This is a genomic window from Paenibacillus sp. Y412MC10, from assembly GCF_000024685.1.
GTDB classification, from domain to species: domain Bacteria; phylum Bacillota; class Bacilli; order Paenibacillales; family Paenibacillaceae; genus Paenibacillus_AQ; species Paenibacillus_AQ lautus_A.
On sequence record NC_013406.1, the window covers coordinates 4,404,822 to 4,421,180 of the forward strand.

Sequence of the window (16,359 nt, forward strand, 5' to 3'; positions counted from 1 at the left end):
GTTTATCTTAGCTCATGCCAAGGAGGTCATGTGATATGAAGATCAGTGAATTATCGCAGCGCAGCCAGGTCAGCGCACGCTCGATCCGGCATTATGAACAAAAAGGCCTGCTGGAAGCCGACAGACTCGATAATGATTACCGCCATTTTAACGCGTCCGCCATCGAACGGGTCAAAATGATCCAATTGTACTTAAAGCTGGGCTTGACCACGGATCAAATTCGCGTATTGTTTCGCGGTGAAGTCGCTTCGCCGGACGATTATGAATATTGCGAAGAAATGCTCTCCTTTTATGAGGACAAATTAAGCAGCGTGGACAGTCAGATTGCAGCGCTCCATGAATTGAAACACCTGCTGGAAAGGCAAATCTCCCGGACCCTTGGCAAAAAGAAGAGTCAGCAGCAGCCCTCCGCAACGTGATAGAATGAAGTGTACATCTGAAATGGAGGATATCTACATATGGACAATTTCGAGAAAAATCTGGAGAAATACGCGGAGCTGGTCGTGAAGGTTGGCGTAAACGTTCAACCGGGCCAAGTGCTGATCATCAATGCTCCAATCGAGACCGTAGAGTTGACACGCCGCATCGTGGCCAAAGCATATGATGCAGGCGCCAAATATGTGCAAGTCGACTGGGAAGACGAAAAAATCACCCGAATTCGCTATGAGAAGGCACCGGAAGACTCCTTCCATTATTATCCGCAGTGGCAGGCCGACGCCATGCAGCAGCTCGCTGAAGGCGGAGGAGCCATTCTGCGCATTAAGGTTCCGGATCCCGAGCTGTTCCGCGGCATTGATTCGGTAAAAGTATCTACAGCCGTTAAGGCTGCTGCCATGGCTAACGAAAAATATCAGGTATACGTCCGCAACAATAAGATCAGCTGGTCGCTCATTAAGGCGCCTACCCGAGCCTGGGCCAATAAAGTATTCCCGGACCTCCCCGAAGAAGAGCGCATCCAAGCGATGTGGGATGCCGTATTCCTGATGAATCGGGTAGGCAGCGAAGATCCGGTAGCCGCGTGGCGGGATCATATCGCCGGACTGAAGCTGCGCCAGAACCACATGAATGCCAAACGCTACAAGAGTTTCCACTATCGTGCGCCGGGAACGGATCTGCGCGTCGACATGCCGGAAGGTTACCTTTGGCTCGGCGGCGGTGACGAGAATGAGGCCGGGGTGTATTTCGTAGCGAATATGCCCACCGAAGAAATCTATACAATGCCTCATCGCACGGGCGTGAACGGGACCGTATCCAGTACCCTTCCGCTGAATCTGAACGGCCGCCTGGTGGAAGGCATAAAGCTCACGTTCAAGGACGGCAAGGTTATTGCATATGAAGCCGAATCCGGACGGGAGCATCTCACGACGCTGCTGGAAACGGACGAGGGCGCCTCGTATCTTGGAGAGATGGCACTCGTGCCGCATGATTCGCCGATCTCGCAGCTAAACCGCGTCTTCTATAACACCGGCATCGATGAGAACGCCTCCTGCCACTTTGCGCTGGGAAGCGCCTATCCCGTGAATATCGAAGGCGGCACCAAGATGAGCAAGGAAGAACTGCTGGCTCGCGGAGCCAATGTCAGTCTGACGCATGTCGATTTCATGATCGGTTCCGCTGAACTGGACATTGACGGCGTGCTGGCGGACGGTACGATTGAACCCGTATTCCGCGGTGGACGGTGGGTCTAAAGTTCGTTTGGGTAAATTGGGGCGCCTTAGCGTGCCGTTTGGCGTCATATGACCAGGGGCAACCCTTTAAGCCTACAACTGTAAAAAAGGCGGACACTGGAGCAATTGCTCCATGTCCGCCTTTTTCTATGTTCTACATTCGTATGGTTACTTTACTCTGCATGCTCCAGCATTCGAAGTATCATCATGACCGCTTCCGCACGGGTCGCAGATTCCTGAGGTGCAAACCGGTTACCCGAACGTCCGTTCACGATGCCGGCCTCGCCCGCGGCTGCGATTTCCTTCTCTGCCCAAGCCGGAATATTCTGCTGATCGCGGAAGTCCGTTCCGGCACCTGGCTGGGTAAGGCCTAGGTAGCGTACGATCATCACCGCCATTTCCGCACGGTTAACGGATTCGTTCGGTTTGAATGTCCCGTCTTGATATCCTTTCACGATGCCTTCGGATACGGCCCATTGAATCGCTTCAAGCGCCCAGGATCCGATGGAGGAGCTGTCTTTGAAGTTCAGTTTCTCAGATCCCGCTTGACCTTTCAGTGCTTTTGCCATCATCACCATAAATTCGGCACGCGTGACCTGACGGTCCGGTTTGAAGGTCTGATCCGGATAGCCGCCAACGATGCCGAGCGAAACCGCCTGCTCAATCGCGGATGAAGCCCAATGTCCGCCGATGTCGGTTAACAGCACCGGCTGGGGTTCCGGCTTCGGTTCTTCTGTCCCTGCTTTCGCCTTACGGTGTATGGTTAATTGATAGGTTTTGGTCGCACCGTTCTCGGCCCTAACCACCAGCTTCAGGACGTTATCCCCTTCCTTCAGCTTGATGACCTGATCATTCTTCAAAACCTCTCCTTCCAGAAGGACAGCGGCCTTGCCATGCGCAGCCCCAACGCGGAGCTGCACGGATTCCGCATCCGTTTCAAGCCGGTACTCCGTCGTGCTTTCGTTGAACGCAGGGGTTAATGCAGCCGCTACGCCGCCAATGATGACTTCCAGCGCTTTTAATTGATTGTTTCCGGACAAGGGGACTCCACCGCCAGAGGATTCCGATCCCGATGACGGAGGATTCTCGGATGAAGGGATCACCGAAGCGTTATAGGCGCGGATCGCGGCTTGCAGTGCGGTCATTGCGTCCTTGACATCCTTCGCAGTTGCATGATCCTGCTGCGCTATGGCGCTGGCGTTTGCAATCGCGTCACGGAGCGCTGACCTTGCGCCTGCCGGATACTGCCCTGGCGATGAGCCTTCCCGTGTTTCGTCGAGCCTTTGCTGCGCCGAGGCGATTAATCCGATTAACTCGCTCTTGTCCACTCCTGCAGCCGAAGTCGTGACCGAGTTATGGAGTCCCACGCTCTCGCCGGCAGCGTTATAAGCTTTGACGGTAAAATGATAACGCGTATCCGGCGTAAGCCCGGCTGCGGTATGCGAATACACATCGCTGGTCACGGTCACCACCGGTTCCTCCCGGCCTTTCAAATATACGCGATATCCTTCCACGCCATCGCTTGCAGCCGCCTCCGGCCAGCTCATGGTTACACGGCTCGATGTGATCTCCGAAAATTCCAGCTCCCCGGGCGTCCATACCGGCGCACCCGGTACGTCTACAGCGCTCGTGATCACCGTTAAGATCTCGCTTGGTGGCGATTCCGCTCCATGCTGATCCGAGGCGGTTACTTTGAATTCGTACGGGGTATCCGGCGTAAGCCCTGTCGCTTCGTATACGCTGTCCGTAACGGTAGCCACTTGCTGTCCGTCCTGATACACATGATAGCTCACGACTTGCTGGTCCGGACGGTTCACAGGGTCCCAACCGATTTGAACCGAGGACGACGTGACCTGAAGTGCTTTCAGATTAGTTGGGGCCGCGAGATCCCCTTCATCCGTTGTGAATGTCCATACGTCCGATACCGTTCTTCCCCCGAATTCATCTTGGGCGACGGCATACCAGGAATAGGTTCCATTGGATAACAGTCCTGCCCACGGCTGAGTAACCTCCGTGCCGCTCGCTGCCTTTTGCGGCGTACCGATGGCCTCTCCTCTCAGATGATTCACCTGAATCGAATCGGTGGCTACCCGCTTCAGTTTCGGCTCAAGATCCAGGTTCATCGTAAATTCATCCACGCCCGGATTCGTATAATAATTGTACTTATCCAAATAAGGAGAGTACGTATTCACGTAAATCTGATTGCTTTCCTTATCAAAATGCAGCAGTCTCAAATATCCGCTGCCGCCGTCCGCATGTCCTTGATAGTCCGCCAGCATCTGATACACGGTTCGGTCCGTATTGCCGTCACCGTCATCGTCCAATTCGTTCTTAAGCAGGCTGGCTCCCGTGTAATGGCCGCTCAATACGGCAACCACGTTCGGATTAGGGACGACTACTTCCTTGTACAACTTGTTGCCTACGCCGGAACGCGTTCCGTTCGCGAGCATGTAATCATGGAAATTCAGGAATGCGATACGATCCGGATATTCAGTCAGAACCTCGTTCATCCACTTGATATCCTCGTCTTCGACGCCCCATCCCATATACATCATGATGAAGTCGTTGCCTTCGACGGAGACCAGATCGTAATGTCCCCGGTTGTTCTTGTAGGAGCCTCCGTAATAGGGCTGATCCTTATAACGGTCTTCCCCGAAATATTGACCGTAGGTCGTGTAATCCCAATCGTAGCTGCCCACGTCATGATTCCCGGCAAGCACGCCGTGCGGCAGCTTGGCATCCTCCAGCATGTTCATGTAAGCATCGGCACGTTTCCATTGGTATTCGGCTGTTGGATCATTCACGATATCACCGGTATGGAACAAATATTTGATGTTCATCTCATCGATGGAATCAACGATCCATTCGAACTGCTTTTGCTGAATATGCGGATAGAGCTCCGTCAAGAACTGCGTATCGGATACCCATACAAAGGTGTAATCATAATCCCCTCGGGAAGGAATTTCATCCTGTACGATCACATCGACTTTGTTGTTCTGTACATAGTCCGCTGCCGTCAGTTCGCCTCGAAGCGTAAAATCATCTTCAGACTGGGCAATATGCTTGGTTATTTCCGTCCATTTGCTCAGCTTGTGGTTCCACGCATACATCGTGACCTTGCGGCCGGACACCGTGTGTCCTTCCCAAGCGACTTCGACGCTGTCGCCGGGCTCGACGGCATGCTCCAGCTCTGCCTCGAACCGGATGTATGGGAATTGAGACGTTGAATCTACGGTGACATATTCATCGTTGGATTCGGATACCCGCTTCAATTCCTCTTCGGTCAGCACAGTTTCGCCCGCAGGGAATCTATCCTTTGGCGGTTCTTCGTCCGAAGCGTTCTTGGACAATTTCACCCGATCCCCGCTTAAAGCATGATACGAATAAGCCTGATGGAAGGAGACCTCGAGCTCGTCATCCGATGGATCGCTGACTTGAACCTTCAGCTCCGGCGACAGCCCGGTGCCGCTCTCCTTATCTGCCGGCGACACCAACACAGGTTTATTCGGATGCTCCTGAGCCGTGTTAAACGTCACGGTTCGTTCCGAGCGGTTGCCGATCTTGTCCACTGCTCGAATTTCCAGCTTATGATCGCCTGGTTCAAGCTCAGCCGAGGAAGTATTGTACGGCAGCTGGATGGCGCGTCCATCGAGCGTAACCTCGACCCGGTCCACGCCCGATACGCGATCCGTGGCGGTCACATCGATCGGGATGCCGCCCTTGTAACTCTTGCCCTCTTCAACGGTTTCGCTAATTTCCGGTCCGTGGTTATCTACCTGAACATCGGCAGCTGCTTCAGACTGACCATTGACCTTCAATTGAATGGAATGCGTTCCGTCAGAGACGGCCGAGGTATCCCATGCGTAGGACAATGCATTTACTTTTTCGGCAGGAATGTCGAATTGAAAAGTTACGAAAGGCAGGAAACGTCCATCGTCGCCCAGGTCATGGATCCGTGCGGGATCGCTGTATTGCGGATCCCGGATTTCCGTTCCGTCGCCCAGGAGCAGCCGCACGTTGCGCGCATTGAAATCATCCATATTGCCCGTCGGCTTGTCGTCATCGAAATAGGTCTTCTCGTTATCGCCGGCCCGAAGGGTAATTTCGTTCGATCCGCTTGTCAGCCACTGCGGTTCGATCGGGACCACGATGGTTTGATAACCGTCAATGTTCGCCTCCGTCTCGAAAAGAACCTCCTTGCCGATGGTTACCGTGTTGATTCCATCGTCAATGCCGTCGCCTTCAAATATAAAATAGGCGGAATGCTCCATGGCGGGAGTGCCTTGAACCGGCGTTCCGTCCACTTGAAGCTCCAAATCGGAAGGCCCAGCCCCATCAGCTGCACCCCGAATATACGTGATGCCCGTAACCGTTTGTTGATCTTTAACGTTCAGGCTCGCGCTTGCACCGCTGCCCGTGAGATCAACCTCATATTTAGGGCTCTCCACTTTCTTAAACGTGTTGGACACCGTGAAGAAATACTCCAGCTTGGCATGTCCCAGCAGCTCCAGATAAGGTATCGTATGATGATAGCCTTGCTGTCCTTCCTGAAGCTGTACGACCTTGTAATCGTTCTGTCCGTCGACACGATACGATAACGCGAGCGATGTCACCATTCGGTCATCGTGCGCTTCTGCGGCGATTTCCAGATTGTCTCCCGGCTCCACGTTCGTGGTGGTCGTCCGATTGACAACGGACGGCTCCTTGGTCACGTCGATATGTACCGGCTCCGCGGGCACTTCCGAATGCGCGAGCGAACCCGGCGTAGCCTTATGCTCCAGCTGGGAGATCCGCTGCATTTTTAGACTTCCGTCTTCGGGATATTTATAGAAGATACCCTGATCGGGACCGTTATGAACTTCACCGTCGTTGTAAAACGCGGACACGACCGGGCGGCCGGTGTTCGTTACGACCACGAGCTCCCGCATGCGCGAATTGGACATGCCGCCTGAGAATATTTTGACGACATCGGTGTTTTCGTTCAGGTTGGTACCGTAATTATGATTAAAATCAGCAATCGTGGATTTGCTGTTCTGACCGTTTATGATCCAGAAGACCAGCGTGCCTCCGGATGGAATGGTCACCTCGTCGGGTACATGAGCCCACAGGGTGTCGCTCTCCAAGTAACGGTAGCGTATCTTATAATTGCTGAAATCGATGGCTTGATCGGAATTGTTGTAAACCTCGATAAATTCGTAACCGTCGGCGGTTCCTACGTTCGTGGAATCAGGCACAAGCTCGGTGATCAGCAGCTCGGGCACTGGGTTAAGCGCAGTGGGTGTCTGGGCGGAAGCTTGTCCTGCGAGAGCAGTAAACGAGGCAGACATAACGATACAAAGAATCAAGAAACAGGAAATACATCGTTTAAGGACGATCTTAGACATGGAAAACCTCCTAGAAATGATTTTTTGAGCAATCAATTCAGTTTCCCAATTCTCCAGGTCTCCATGGGATCTCCAAATTATAATTAAAGCGTTTTCAACATAAAATCCCTCGCGATTTCAACTTAGGCTTTTCCCCTTGAGGGGTCCTTTTCCTCTTCACCTCCCAAGATCAATAATTGCATATTCCGATCGTTTTTTAAACCACTTTATGTAAAATTTGATAAATGATATAAAGGTCCCGATATTCGCTGAACCTCTAGTACAATAGGACAACTTAACGCCGCGTCTTTCTGTCCATGGCATATGGCTCATCCGTTTCTCAAGGTACATATTTCGGGATCCAACAACCTCTATTGTTCGATACTTCAGCACTATGAACGACTTATTTTCAATACATCTTTGAGCAACAACTCCCGCTCCGGCGTATCTTACATACTGTAACTATTGCTTAATCCGCACAAAAAAAGACCCCGCGAATGATATCGCAGGATCCTTATCAGTGGGAAGCGATTTTATTATTCATTATGCAGCAATTTTCCAATTGCTAGGGTGCCTTACCTGAAAAGAATCGAAGAAACTTCGCTCTCCTTCTCCTTTTGCGAGTGTTCATGGCGAATCAACTGCCTTTCGGAATGACATGATGTTCTTCCGTCCGTCGATTGACAATACCACTTCCCACTTGTTCTATATTTACCCGGTCCACGGGAAGTGAAACACGCCGGCCCAAATTTCCTTCGAAATCGGATGCCGCCTATGCCTCCTCCGTCACCTTGAATCCACTATAGCGGCTGTTCATTTTGCATCGTTCGGGACAGCTCTACCAGCTTGTTCATGGTTTTCCAATTCCGCATCGTCATCGGTACGCCGAACTTTGCCATTTGCGCCGCCAGCTTGGAATTCCGAACGCTTTCCTTAAACAGCAAATAGATTTCTTCTCCGATCGCTTCAAAAGTTTCTTTATCGTTCACGTAGAGCCTCAATCTCTCAACGTCATCGGGAGTCGGTGCTTCCGGCAGCATGGCAACATAAAGACTCTCAAACTCCGATGCTGCCTCCGCCGCACGTATCGTTTCTTCCGAAAAAGGACAATGCCGGACGATGCCCTCGATTTCCTGCGAGGTTCTGAGTATCACGGTTATCTGGAAGCCGAACGCTTCTTGTATTCCTTGCTCCATTTGGACCTGCAGCGTTTCCTTGGAATCCGCAGATTCGAAGAGCACGTTTCCGCTCTGAATGTATGTTTGCACGCGGGCTAGGCCCATGCCTTCAAGCATTTTTCTTAAATCGGCCATTTTGATTTTATTGTGTCCGCCGACGTTGATTCCTCGAAGCAAAGCGATATAGATGGTCATTTGAGTATCCTTTCCATAATCATACCTGCCGTCTTCTCGCCGTTCGCGATGCAGTCCGGGATCCCCACACCATAATATGAGCAGCCGGCAAGCATCACGTTAGGATAAAGGTCTTCCATTGCGAGCTCCAGCGACTCCACGACCTGCCTGTGCTTCAGATGATAGTTCGGCATATTCTCATGCCATTTGGTAACTTCGCAGGACACGGGTTCAGCCTCTAAACCTAAGCTCTGACGGATATCCTCCATCCCGACATGCTTCAATTCTTCGTCCGACAATCGGATTAATTGGTCATAATACGGATTGGAGCTTTTGTAGAATAAACGCATCAATAGCCGATTATTCTCGGAGGTGTGCTCCCATTTCCGGCTCGTCCAGGTGCATGCGTCACACTTCAGCTTCGTCCCCTTGGCCGTAATGAATCCCGTGCCGTCGTAAGGAAGCTCTTCATCTCGAATATCATAGGCCAGATACACGCTAATGAGCGACTTCGTATACAATTGGTCAAAATCCTCGTGAAGCCGCGGATCTTCCAGCAGCTCCTTCGCGCTTGATCCCAGCGTGCTTATTACAACAAAATCCGCTTCCATCTGTTCGCCGTTCGCCAGCATCAATCGATAGCCGTTAGGCGTTCTCTCCAGCTTCTCAGCGGCAACGCCCTTGGAGATCTTTGCGCCTGCTTCTGTCAGGCTCCGTTCCAGTGCGTCAATCAACACCGAGACACCGTCTTTGAAGGAAATAAATTTCTTATTGCCGGTGCCAAGGAACTTCTGTTTATTCTCGGCCAAACCGCCCATGATGCTGCCGTAGGTATTTTTGTACTCCAGCAAATAGGGGAATGTGGACGCAATGGTCAGGTCATGGAGCTCCCCGGAATAGACGCCCGATATGACCGGAGCGATCTGGTTCTGAACAATTTCCTTTCCTAGAAAGGACTCCAGGAATTCTCCCAGGGAATCATGCTTGGTGAACGTCTCATTCGGCGTGTAATAGTCCTTGAGCGCTTCCACCTTCCCCTCCGCGGATACCAGCCCGCTTTCGGCCAAGGATTTCAAGCTAAGCGGTATGCCGAATACGCTCTCCTCGGGAATTTTTTTTAGGCCGTCGGTTGTATATATGAAAGAAGTCCCCGTGGCATTGTACACAACCTGGTCCGTTATCTGAAGCTCCTCCAGAAGCGGCGCCACATTCGTTTTCCGGGATACGATCGAATCCGCTCCGGTTTCCATAATAAATTCACCGTTCTGGACGGTTCGGATTTTGCCTCCCAGCACATCGCTTGCCTCAACCAGCACCAAGTCCATGTCCCGTCGATGATGTTTCAGCTCTTTTTGCAGATAATATAAGGTCGAAAGTCCGGTAATGCCGCCGCCGATGACTACGGTAGTTGTCACTGTACATACACCTCTATTATGTAGGTTTATATCAATAATATATAATGTTACGTTACCATTGTATCCAATTCCTAAGTATATCATAGTGACCGTTCATTCGTTGGGTGCCATTCCCTCAATATTGTGAACAGAACCGTTCACAGCCACCGATTTCCCGGACATCACCCCTGAACAATCTATAATTGTTCGTGCTGAACTCATGATCCAGGTGCTGGGATGGTCGTCGACAGCAAAAAACTCCGCGAGATCACTCGCAGAGTTTTTTTCGTGGGAAGCGGTTATATCCTTTTTGACGCTATCATTCCATTGCTTTAATAGCTTAAGGTGTACGCCGGAATAATTCAGGCTGTGTCGTCCTTATTCCTTGTTTCGTTGTACATGGGTATCAAATCCTTTCGGTAATTCCGACTTAACGTCTTGTTATCCGTCTGGTGTTGATGTGTTTCCACTTCCCACTTAGGATATATATACCCGGTGCATGGGCGATGAAACAGGTCAGGCATTCCTTTTTTGCGCCGCCCGGGTACGTCTTAATTATCCTCGGTCAATACTTCGAGCAAGCCCGCCGGGAGCTCATACTTGCGGTTGTTGATCTGGATGCTTTTTAATTCCTCCAGCAGCGAATCGTCGCTTTCCGAATCCTTAATGGCCTGCACTTCGCGGTGCAATTGCTCCATCTGACGGTCCAGCGCGTTGGCGGTATCCGCCGCCTTCTTAAGCTCTTCGAGCAGGTGCTGGGGAACCGACTTATTATATTTGTAAAAGATTTTATGCTCCAGACTCGCCCAGAAATCCATGGCAATCGTTCGAATCTGGACTTCAACGCATACCTTCTCCACCCGGTCAGAGAAAAAGACGGGCACTTCCACTAACAGATGCAAGCTTTGGTATCCGTTCGGCTTCGGATTCTTGATGTAGTCCTTGACGTTCAGGACCGTTAAATCGCTTTGATTCTGCAGCATGTCGCTGATTTTGTAAATGTCGGTAATGAATGAACAGGTGATTCGTAAACCCGCAATGTCCTTAATGTTATCTTCTATGGAACGGAGCGATATGTTTCCGCCCTTGCGAAGCAGCTTCTTCATGATGCTCTCCGGCGATTTCAAGCGGGATTTCGTGTGCTCGATCGGGCTATAGTCATGAAGAGCCTGAAACTCTTCTTTTAATATCTCCATTTTGGTTTCGATCTCATCTAAGGCGAATTTGTATTTCATCATGAATCGGGTAATTTCGTTCCGAATGATTTTGAGCTGTTCGATTTGCAAAGAATTCATGGGATACTTCCTTTCGATTGTGTGATTCAGAGCCGTGACGACTCGAGTAGTAAATAAAAACAAAACGCGTTGCTAACATTCTAGAAGTTCTGTCCCTCTTTAAATAGTAGTTGATATTGAGGTGCGACTGCAACTTTAGTGCAATAACGTCAAAAAGACGCCGCAACTACAAACGTTGCAGGCGTCTTTATCTTATGCTTATTCATTCCAATTATTGCGGCAAGGATTAAGCCGCTAAACCAACCTGGAATCAGGAGGACAATCCAGCAAACATCTGGCTCAATTTTGCAGCAGCTTCGATCTCCAAGGCCTTGATCTCCTCTACCAGCGATATCGCCGTTGCTGCTTGTTCTGCCGAATTAGGCTCGCCCCCCTTCGGAAATGGAAACATCCCATGCAAAACGGTGAACTTCTTGCAAATCTCCGTATACAGCGCAGCGGCATCTTCGAACGATGTCGTCAGATCCGGCCCGTCCTCCATGGCTTTCGGCCAGGCGGTCACCAGTTCCTTGAAGAACTCGGCGGCATAGTACCGTGCGTCCCGCAGCACTTCGATATTGTAAGCATGACCATTCGGCTCTATTTCACGACCATGCAGCGATTCTATCCAAGCATCGTAGGCCGCAATTCCCTTCACAGCCGTCGGCACCGCGTTTTCCTTTCCTTCATATAAAGCGGTGGCGGTTTCCAGTGCCAGTCGCAGCTGCTGCCGAAGCGTCAAATCCACGGAACCCTCAATCGCCAGGACGAATATTTCTTCCAAGACGCTCTTGCCTAGATTTTCGTATGGGAGCGTATCAACTCTTCCGCACTCCTCCGCATATAAGGTTCTCGTCTCGTCATCGTACCCGTACAGCGTTCCGAACTCCGGAAAGAAAATATCCCAGGCCAGGACGGGATATCCGCGATCCAATGAGGCATGGATCAAATCAAGGGCTCTTGGCAGCTCTTGATGAATGCTGCGTTTATTCATCGCTCCCTTTTCCATAAGGGCAGGATCCAGCAGATTGGCGTTTGTCCCGATGCCGTCCGACATGCCGTCGACGAATTTGGAATGGAAGCCGATATTATGAAGGCCGCGGGATAAAGATTCGCCGAAAAAATAGGCGGTCGGGCCCGCGATATGGACATCATTCGGTATGATATTGATCCGGAATGCATGCCCAGTCAGCCCCATGACCATTGGCAGCGATAGCTTGCGGTCTGTAAACTGAAGCATTTTGTACGTGGCGTCCGCTGCGGATGTCCAGGTTTTGGTTTCCTTCATCGGTCCTTCGTAAGGCAATATGTTCTTCTTCATAATTCCCAAGTCCCTTCTCGTCTTAATATAAGAGTCAACGGTAACGCGGATTTTTTCTTGGATCACTTTTTTCCGTGATCTCGAAATAATCTGATACACATTGGCCGAAGAGAGCTGAAACAAGTCGGCAATTTCCTGCGGGGACAGCTGATCGAAAAAATGGGATTCGAAAATAAGCCTTTCGCGCGGCTTCAGGCATTGAATGATGCCGGTTAAAGCACGCAGCGTTTCCTGCTGCACGATACGCTCCTCCGGTACGTTAGAACCCGTGGCCGCTTCGCTTGCGGAATGGTTGAGCCTGCCCAGAATGCTGTCCAGATCGTTCCATTGCTCCAGACTCCCTGAACCGTTGACTCTTCCCATGCCTTCTAGCTCGGTGAAAGTCTGCTCTTTGCACGCGGAGCTCCCTTTAAGGCGGGTATAGGCCTGATTCCGGACGATGCGGTGCATCCATGGAAGGAACCGCCGGGCATCCACCAATTTGCCAAGATGCATGAATGCTCGGATCAGGGCATCTTGCACCACGTCTTCTGCTAAGTAAGACTCCCGCGTTATCGCTCTGGCATAGCCATACACCTTGGAGCGATGGCGCCGAACAAGCTCCCCGAATGCTTCCCTTTCCCCTGCCTGCGAGTATTTCACCAGTTCGTCATCTTCCATCTCATCCCATTGAATCGCTAAGTCTGCGGTCGTTTCCAATTGCTCGAACCCTCTTTCGTATCGTTGACTACTTATATGACTTGAGAAGATCGTCATTTCTGACAATATCACCCGAGAAATAGTATAGCTTTTTTTGCATTTGAAGCGACAAAAAAAACGTTCCAAGCTGACCTGCACCCTCGGTCGCTTGGAACGTTCTCCGGCTTTTCACGCTTATATGGCATCTGCGGCTGCCTGTTGAGCCTCCCGGCGAAAATGTCCCGGTTCAGGACGCGTTAGGCCCAGATGCTCCCTCAGTGTATTGCCGCTGTATTCGGAACGGAACAGGCCCCGTTCTTGCAGCACCGGGATAACCGCATCCACGAACTCGTCCAGATCTCCCGGCAGCACCGGAGGCATGATATTAAATCCGTCGCAGGCATAACCTTCGAACCAATCCTGCATCATGTCGGCCAGCTGCTCGGGCGTCCCGACAAATGGCATGTGACCTCTCGAGGTTAGTATCTTTCTCCCTAACTCTAGGATCGACAGATTATCCTGATAAGCCATGTCCATATATAACTGGACCCGGCTTTTCATGCCGTTGGAGGCGGCCACGGGGTCCGGGATGTTTCTAGGCAGCGGCTGGTCCAGCGGATAACCGCTCAGATCGAAATTCAGGAACCCGGACAGAACGGCGATCGCCGAAGCTGGCGGAATCAATTCCAGCAGCTCGTTCGCTTTGCGCCGTGCCTCCTCCTCGGTTGAGCCGATGACAGGCGACAGGCCCGGCATGATTTTCAGGCTTCCGCTTGCCCTTCCATAATGGGACAGCTTCGAGTGCACGCTGGCGTAAAACGCCTGCGCTGCCTTCTTGGACTGCTGTGCCGTAAAGATGACCTCGCCATATTGGGCGGCAAAGTCCTGTCCCGGACCAGAAGAACCGGCCTGTATCAGGACGGGGTAGCCTTGCGGCGGCCTCGGAACGTTCAGCGGGCCTTTCGTGGAATACCATTGCCCGTTAAAGTCCACGGGACGCACCTTCGCTCCATCGGCAAATTTCCCGGACTCCCGATCCAGCACAAGGGCATCGTCTTCCCAGCTGTCCCATAACCGGGTAACCGCTTCAACAAACTCGCGTGCCATTTCGTAACGCAAGCCATGCTCCGGGTGCTTCGGCTTCCCGTAATTATGGGCTTCGATATCCAGCTGGGACGTCACGATATTCCAGCCCGCTCTTCCCCCGCTGATCCAATCGAGAGAAGCAAATTTCCGAGCCACGTTATACGGTTCATTGTACGTAGTGGAGACCGTAGCGGTCAGCCCCAGTTTGTCCGTTACGGCGGAGAGTGCGGATAACAGCGTTAACGGGTCCAGCATGCCGGAAGCGGAATTTTCGACCTGGGTCACGTACAGCAAATCGGCAAAAAACATCATGTCGAACTTTCCCCGCTCTGCCGTGGCCGCCAGCTGCTTATACAGCTCAATGCCAAACATGCCCTCCACGTCCGAGGCTGGATGACGCCACCCGGCGTGATGATGTCCTGCATAATAGATAAACGCTCCCAAATGCATCTGATGAGCTCTGCGGTTGGTTGTCCCCATCTTCGTAACCACTCCTGTTCATATAAAATAGTCAGCCAACCATCCTTGATCAGCCCTTATATGTCTCTCTCCAGCCCAGCAGCCTGGATTCCAGCCGGCGTACAACGGAATCGCAGAGCTTGCCCACGACCGCAAAAATAATAATGCCTACAAACACAATGTCCGTTTGGGAATAGGCTCGGGCGTCTTGAATCATGTATCCGATGCCCGCGCTGGTCCCCATCATCTCCGCTACGACCAGCACAAGCCAAGAAACGCCGAGCGACAGGCGGATGCCGAGCAGGATGTTCGGCAGCGCAGCCGGTACGATCAACCGGATCAGCAGCTGCAGCTTGGAATATTGAAAGATCCTCGATACTTCATAAAGCTTCGCATCCACGCTGCGAATACCAAGGAAGGTATTCACATAGATCGGGAAAAAGGCTCCGAGGGAAATCATGAGAATCTTCGAGAATTCCCCGATGCCGAACCACAGAATAAACAGCGGAATCAGCGATAAAAGCGGAACGGTACGCAGCATTTGAAATGAAGGGTCCAGCGTACGCTCCGCCATTTTGCCAAGCCCCGTGGACAATCCCAGAGCCAGACCCGTCAAGCCGCCCAGCAAAAAGCCCGATAGCGCTCGAAGAAGACTGATCCGAAAATGCTCCCACAGCTCGCCGCTGGCCCCCAAATTCGCGAATTGCTTGGCTATCGTAAGCGGCGTAGGCAGCAGGGACGCCGAAATCCAGCCAAAGCCGCCCGCCGCCTGCCATAAAGCCACGATCGCTGCGGGTACAAGCCAGGCATGGAGGGGCTTTGGAATGGCCTTCAGCCAGTCCCGCCCCCCTGTTTCTGAGGTGGCTGCATGACTTCTCATGATGGATCACCTCCCTTATAGCTGTCCTGCCAACGCAAAAGTCTGCCTTCGAGCCCTTTGACGAGGGAATCCGACAGCTTCCCGACGAGCGCAAACACCAAAATTCCGACGAAGACCACCGTGGTCCAGGAGAAGGAACGCGCGTCATTGATGATATAACCGATGCCGGAACTGGAACCCATCAGCTCCGCCACAACCAGGCCAAGCCATGCCACCCCGATCGAGAGACGGATGCCTAGGAAAATATGGGGCAGCGAAGCGGGAACGATCAGCCTGCGGATCATATCCCAACGGCTGAATTGCAGGACGCGGGCTACGTCAAACAGCCTGTTGTCCACGGAGCGAATGCCGAGGAATGTGTTCACGTAGAGCGGAAAGAACGAGCCCTTGGCAATAAGCAGGATTTTCGAGGTTTCCCCGAAACCGAACCATAGGATGAACAGCGGCGCAATGGCCAGATGGGGAAGCGTCCGCAGCATCTGCAAGGAAGGATCGACAAGCCGCTCGGCCTTGTACGAGAAACCAACCCATATCCCCGCGGCCAAACCGAGGCTGCCGCCGAGCAGAAACCCGAGCAGCGCTCGCCAGGATGAAATGCCGAGATGCCGAATCAGTTCGCCGGAGCTTGTTAAATAAACAAATTCCTTCCAGATATCGAGCGGAGTCGGAAGCAGGATCGGATTGAGCCAACCCATGGCCCCAGCCGCCTGCCACACGATGATGATAAAGAGCGGAACAAGCCAGCCGATCCATGCATGGGTAAGTTTAAACAGGAACCTGCGGTCAATCCGCTTATGACGGAGACGGGTTTCGACGGGGTCGGCGGTCACGACAACCGCCCCTTTGCTGATCCCTTCCGGGAGCATAAGCGCTACCTCCTTTCAA

At 52.0% G+C, this 16,359-nt stretch carries 11 protein-coding genes and 1 pseudogene; 2 read left to right on the plus strand and 10 right to left on the minus strand.

What is annotated here, in order from left to right:
• Positions 1–35: 35 nt before the first annotated feature.
• Together GYMC10_RS18965 and GYMC10_RS18970 are read left to right on the plus strand one after the other, a co-directional pair.
• On the plus strand, positions 36–419 hold the full coding sequence (locus GYMC10_RS18965) for a MerR family transcriptional regulator (protein ID WP_009591074.1): 384 nt from the start codon (positions 36–38) through the stop codon (positions 417–419).
• A gap of 39 nt (positions 420–458) precedes the next feature.
• Positions 459–1,688, plus strand: a complete 1,230-nt coding sequence (locus GYMC10_RS18970; RefSeq protein ID WP_015736038.1) for an aminopeptidase — start codon at positions 459–461, stop codon at positions 1,686–1,688.
• 152 nt (positions 1,689–1,840) lie between these two features.
• On the opposite strand, the gene GYMC10_RS33340 is transcribed toward GYMC10_RS18970, so the two are convergent.
• The 10 genes and pseudogenes from GYMC10_RS33340 to GYMC10_RS19010 all read right to left on the minus strand — a co-directional run bounded on the left by GYMC10_RS33340 (position 1,841) and on the right by GYMC10_RS19010 (position 16,340).
• Positions 1,841–3,790 carry an S-layer homology domain-containing protein gene (locus GYMC10_RS33340; RefSeq protein WP_410002346.1) on the minus strand — a complete coding sequence of 650 codons (1,950 nt, stop codon included), beginning with the start codon at positions 3,788–3,790 and terminating at the stop codon, positions 1,841–1,843.
• A gap of 107 nt (positions 3,791–3,897) precedes the next feature.
• Positions 3,898–3,984, minus strand: coding sequence for a zinc finger domain-containing protein (locus GYMC10_RS33345; protein WP_368087158.1), 87 nt, complete (start codon positions 3,982–3,984; stop codon positions 3,898–3,900).
• A 1,222-nt stretch (positions 3,985–5,206) separates the two neighbouring features.
• Positions 5,207–7,051: pseudogene (locus tag GYMC10_RS33350) on the minus strand (lamin tail domain-containing protein); the annotation flags it as partial.
• Between the two features lie 779 nt (positions 7,052–7,830).
• Positions 7,831–8,403, minus strand: coding sequence for a DUF1697 domain-containing protein (locus GYMC10_RS18980; RefSeq protein ID WP_015736040.1), 573 nt, complete (start codon positions 8,401–8,403; stop codon positions 7,831–7,833).
• Positions 8,400–9,797: a protoporphyrinogen oxidase gene (locus tag GYMC10_RS18985; RefSeq protein ID WP_015736041.1), complete on the minus strand. Its 1,398-nt coding sequence runs from the start codon at positions 9,795–9,797 to the stop codon at positions 8,400–8,402. The genes GYMC10_RS18980 and GYMC10_RS18985 overlap by 4 nt, the downstream gene beginning before the upstream one ends.
• A 530-nt stretch (positions 9,798–10,327) precedes the next feature.
• On the minus strand, positions 10,328–11,071 hold the full coding sequence (locus GYMC10_RS18990) for a GTP pyrophosphokinase family protein (protein WP_015736042.1): 744 nt from the start codon (positions 11,069–11,071) through the stop codon (positions 10,328–10,330).
• A gap of 250 nt (positions 11,072–11,321) precedes the next feature.
• Entirely contained in the window at positions 11,322–13,070 is a 1,749-nt protein-coding gene (locus GYMC10_RS18995; protein WP_015736043.1) for an RNA polymerase sigma factor, read from the minus strand.
• A 174-nt stretch (positions 13,071–13,244) separates the two neighbouring features.
• Complete coding sequence (locus GYMC10_RS19000; protein ID WP_015736044.1) at positions 13,245–14,615, minus strand: LLM class flavin-dependent oxidoreductase; 1,371 nt, start codon at positions 14,613–14,615, stop codon at positions 13,245–13,247.
• Between the two features lie 49 nt (positions 14,616–14,664).
• Positions 14,665–15,474 (minus strand): ABC transporter permease, encoded by an 810-nt coding sequence (locus GYMC10_RS19005; RefSeq protein ID WP_015736045.1) that lies wholly within the window; start codon positions 15,472–15,474, stop codon positions 14,665–14,667.
• Positions 15,471–16,340, minus strand: coding sequence for an ABC transporter permease (locus GYMC10_RS19010; protein ID WP_015736046.1), 870 nt, complete (start codon positions 16,338–16,340; stop codon positions 15,471–15,473). Before GYMC10_RS19010 ends, GYMC10_RS19005 begins: the two co-directional genes overlap by 4 nt.
• Positions 16,341–16,359: the final 19 nt, after the last annotated feature.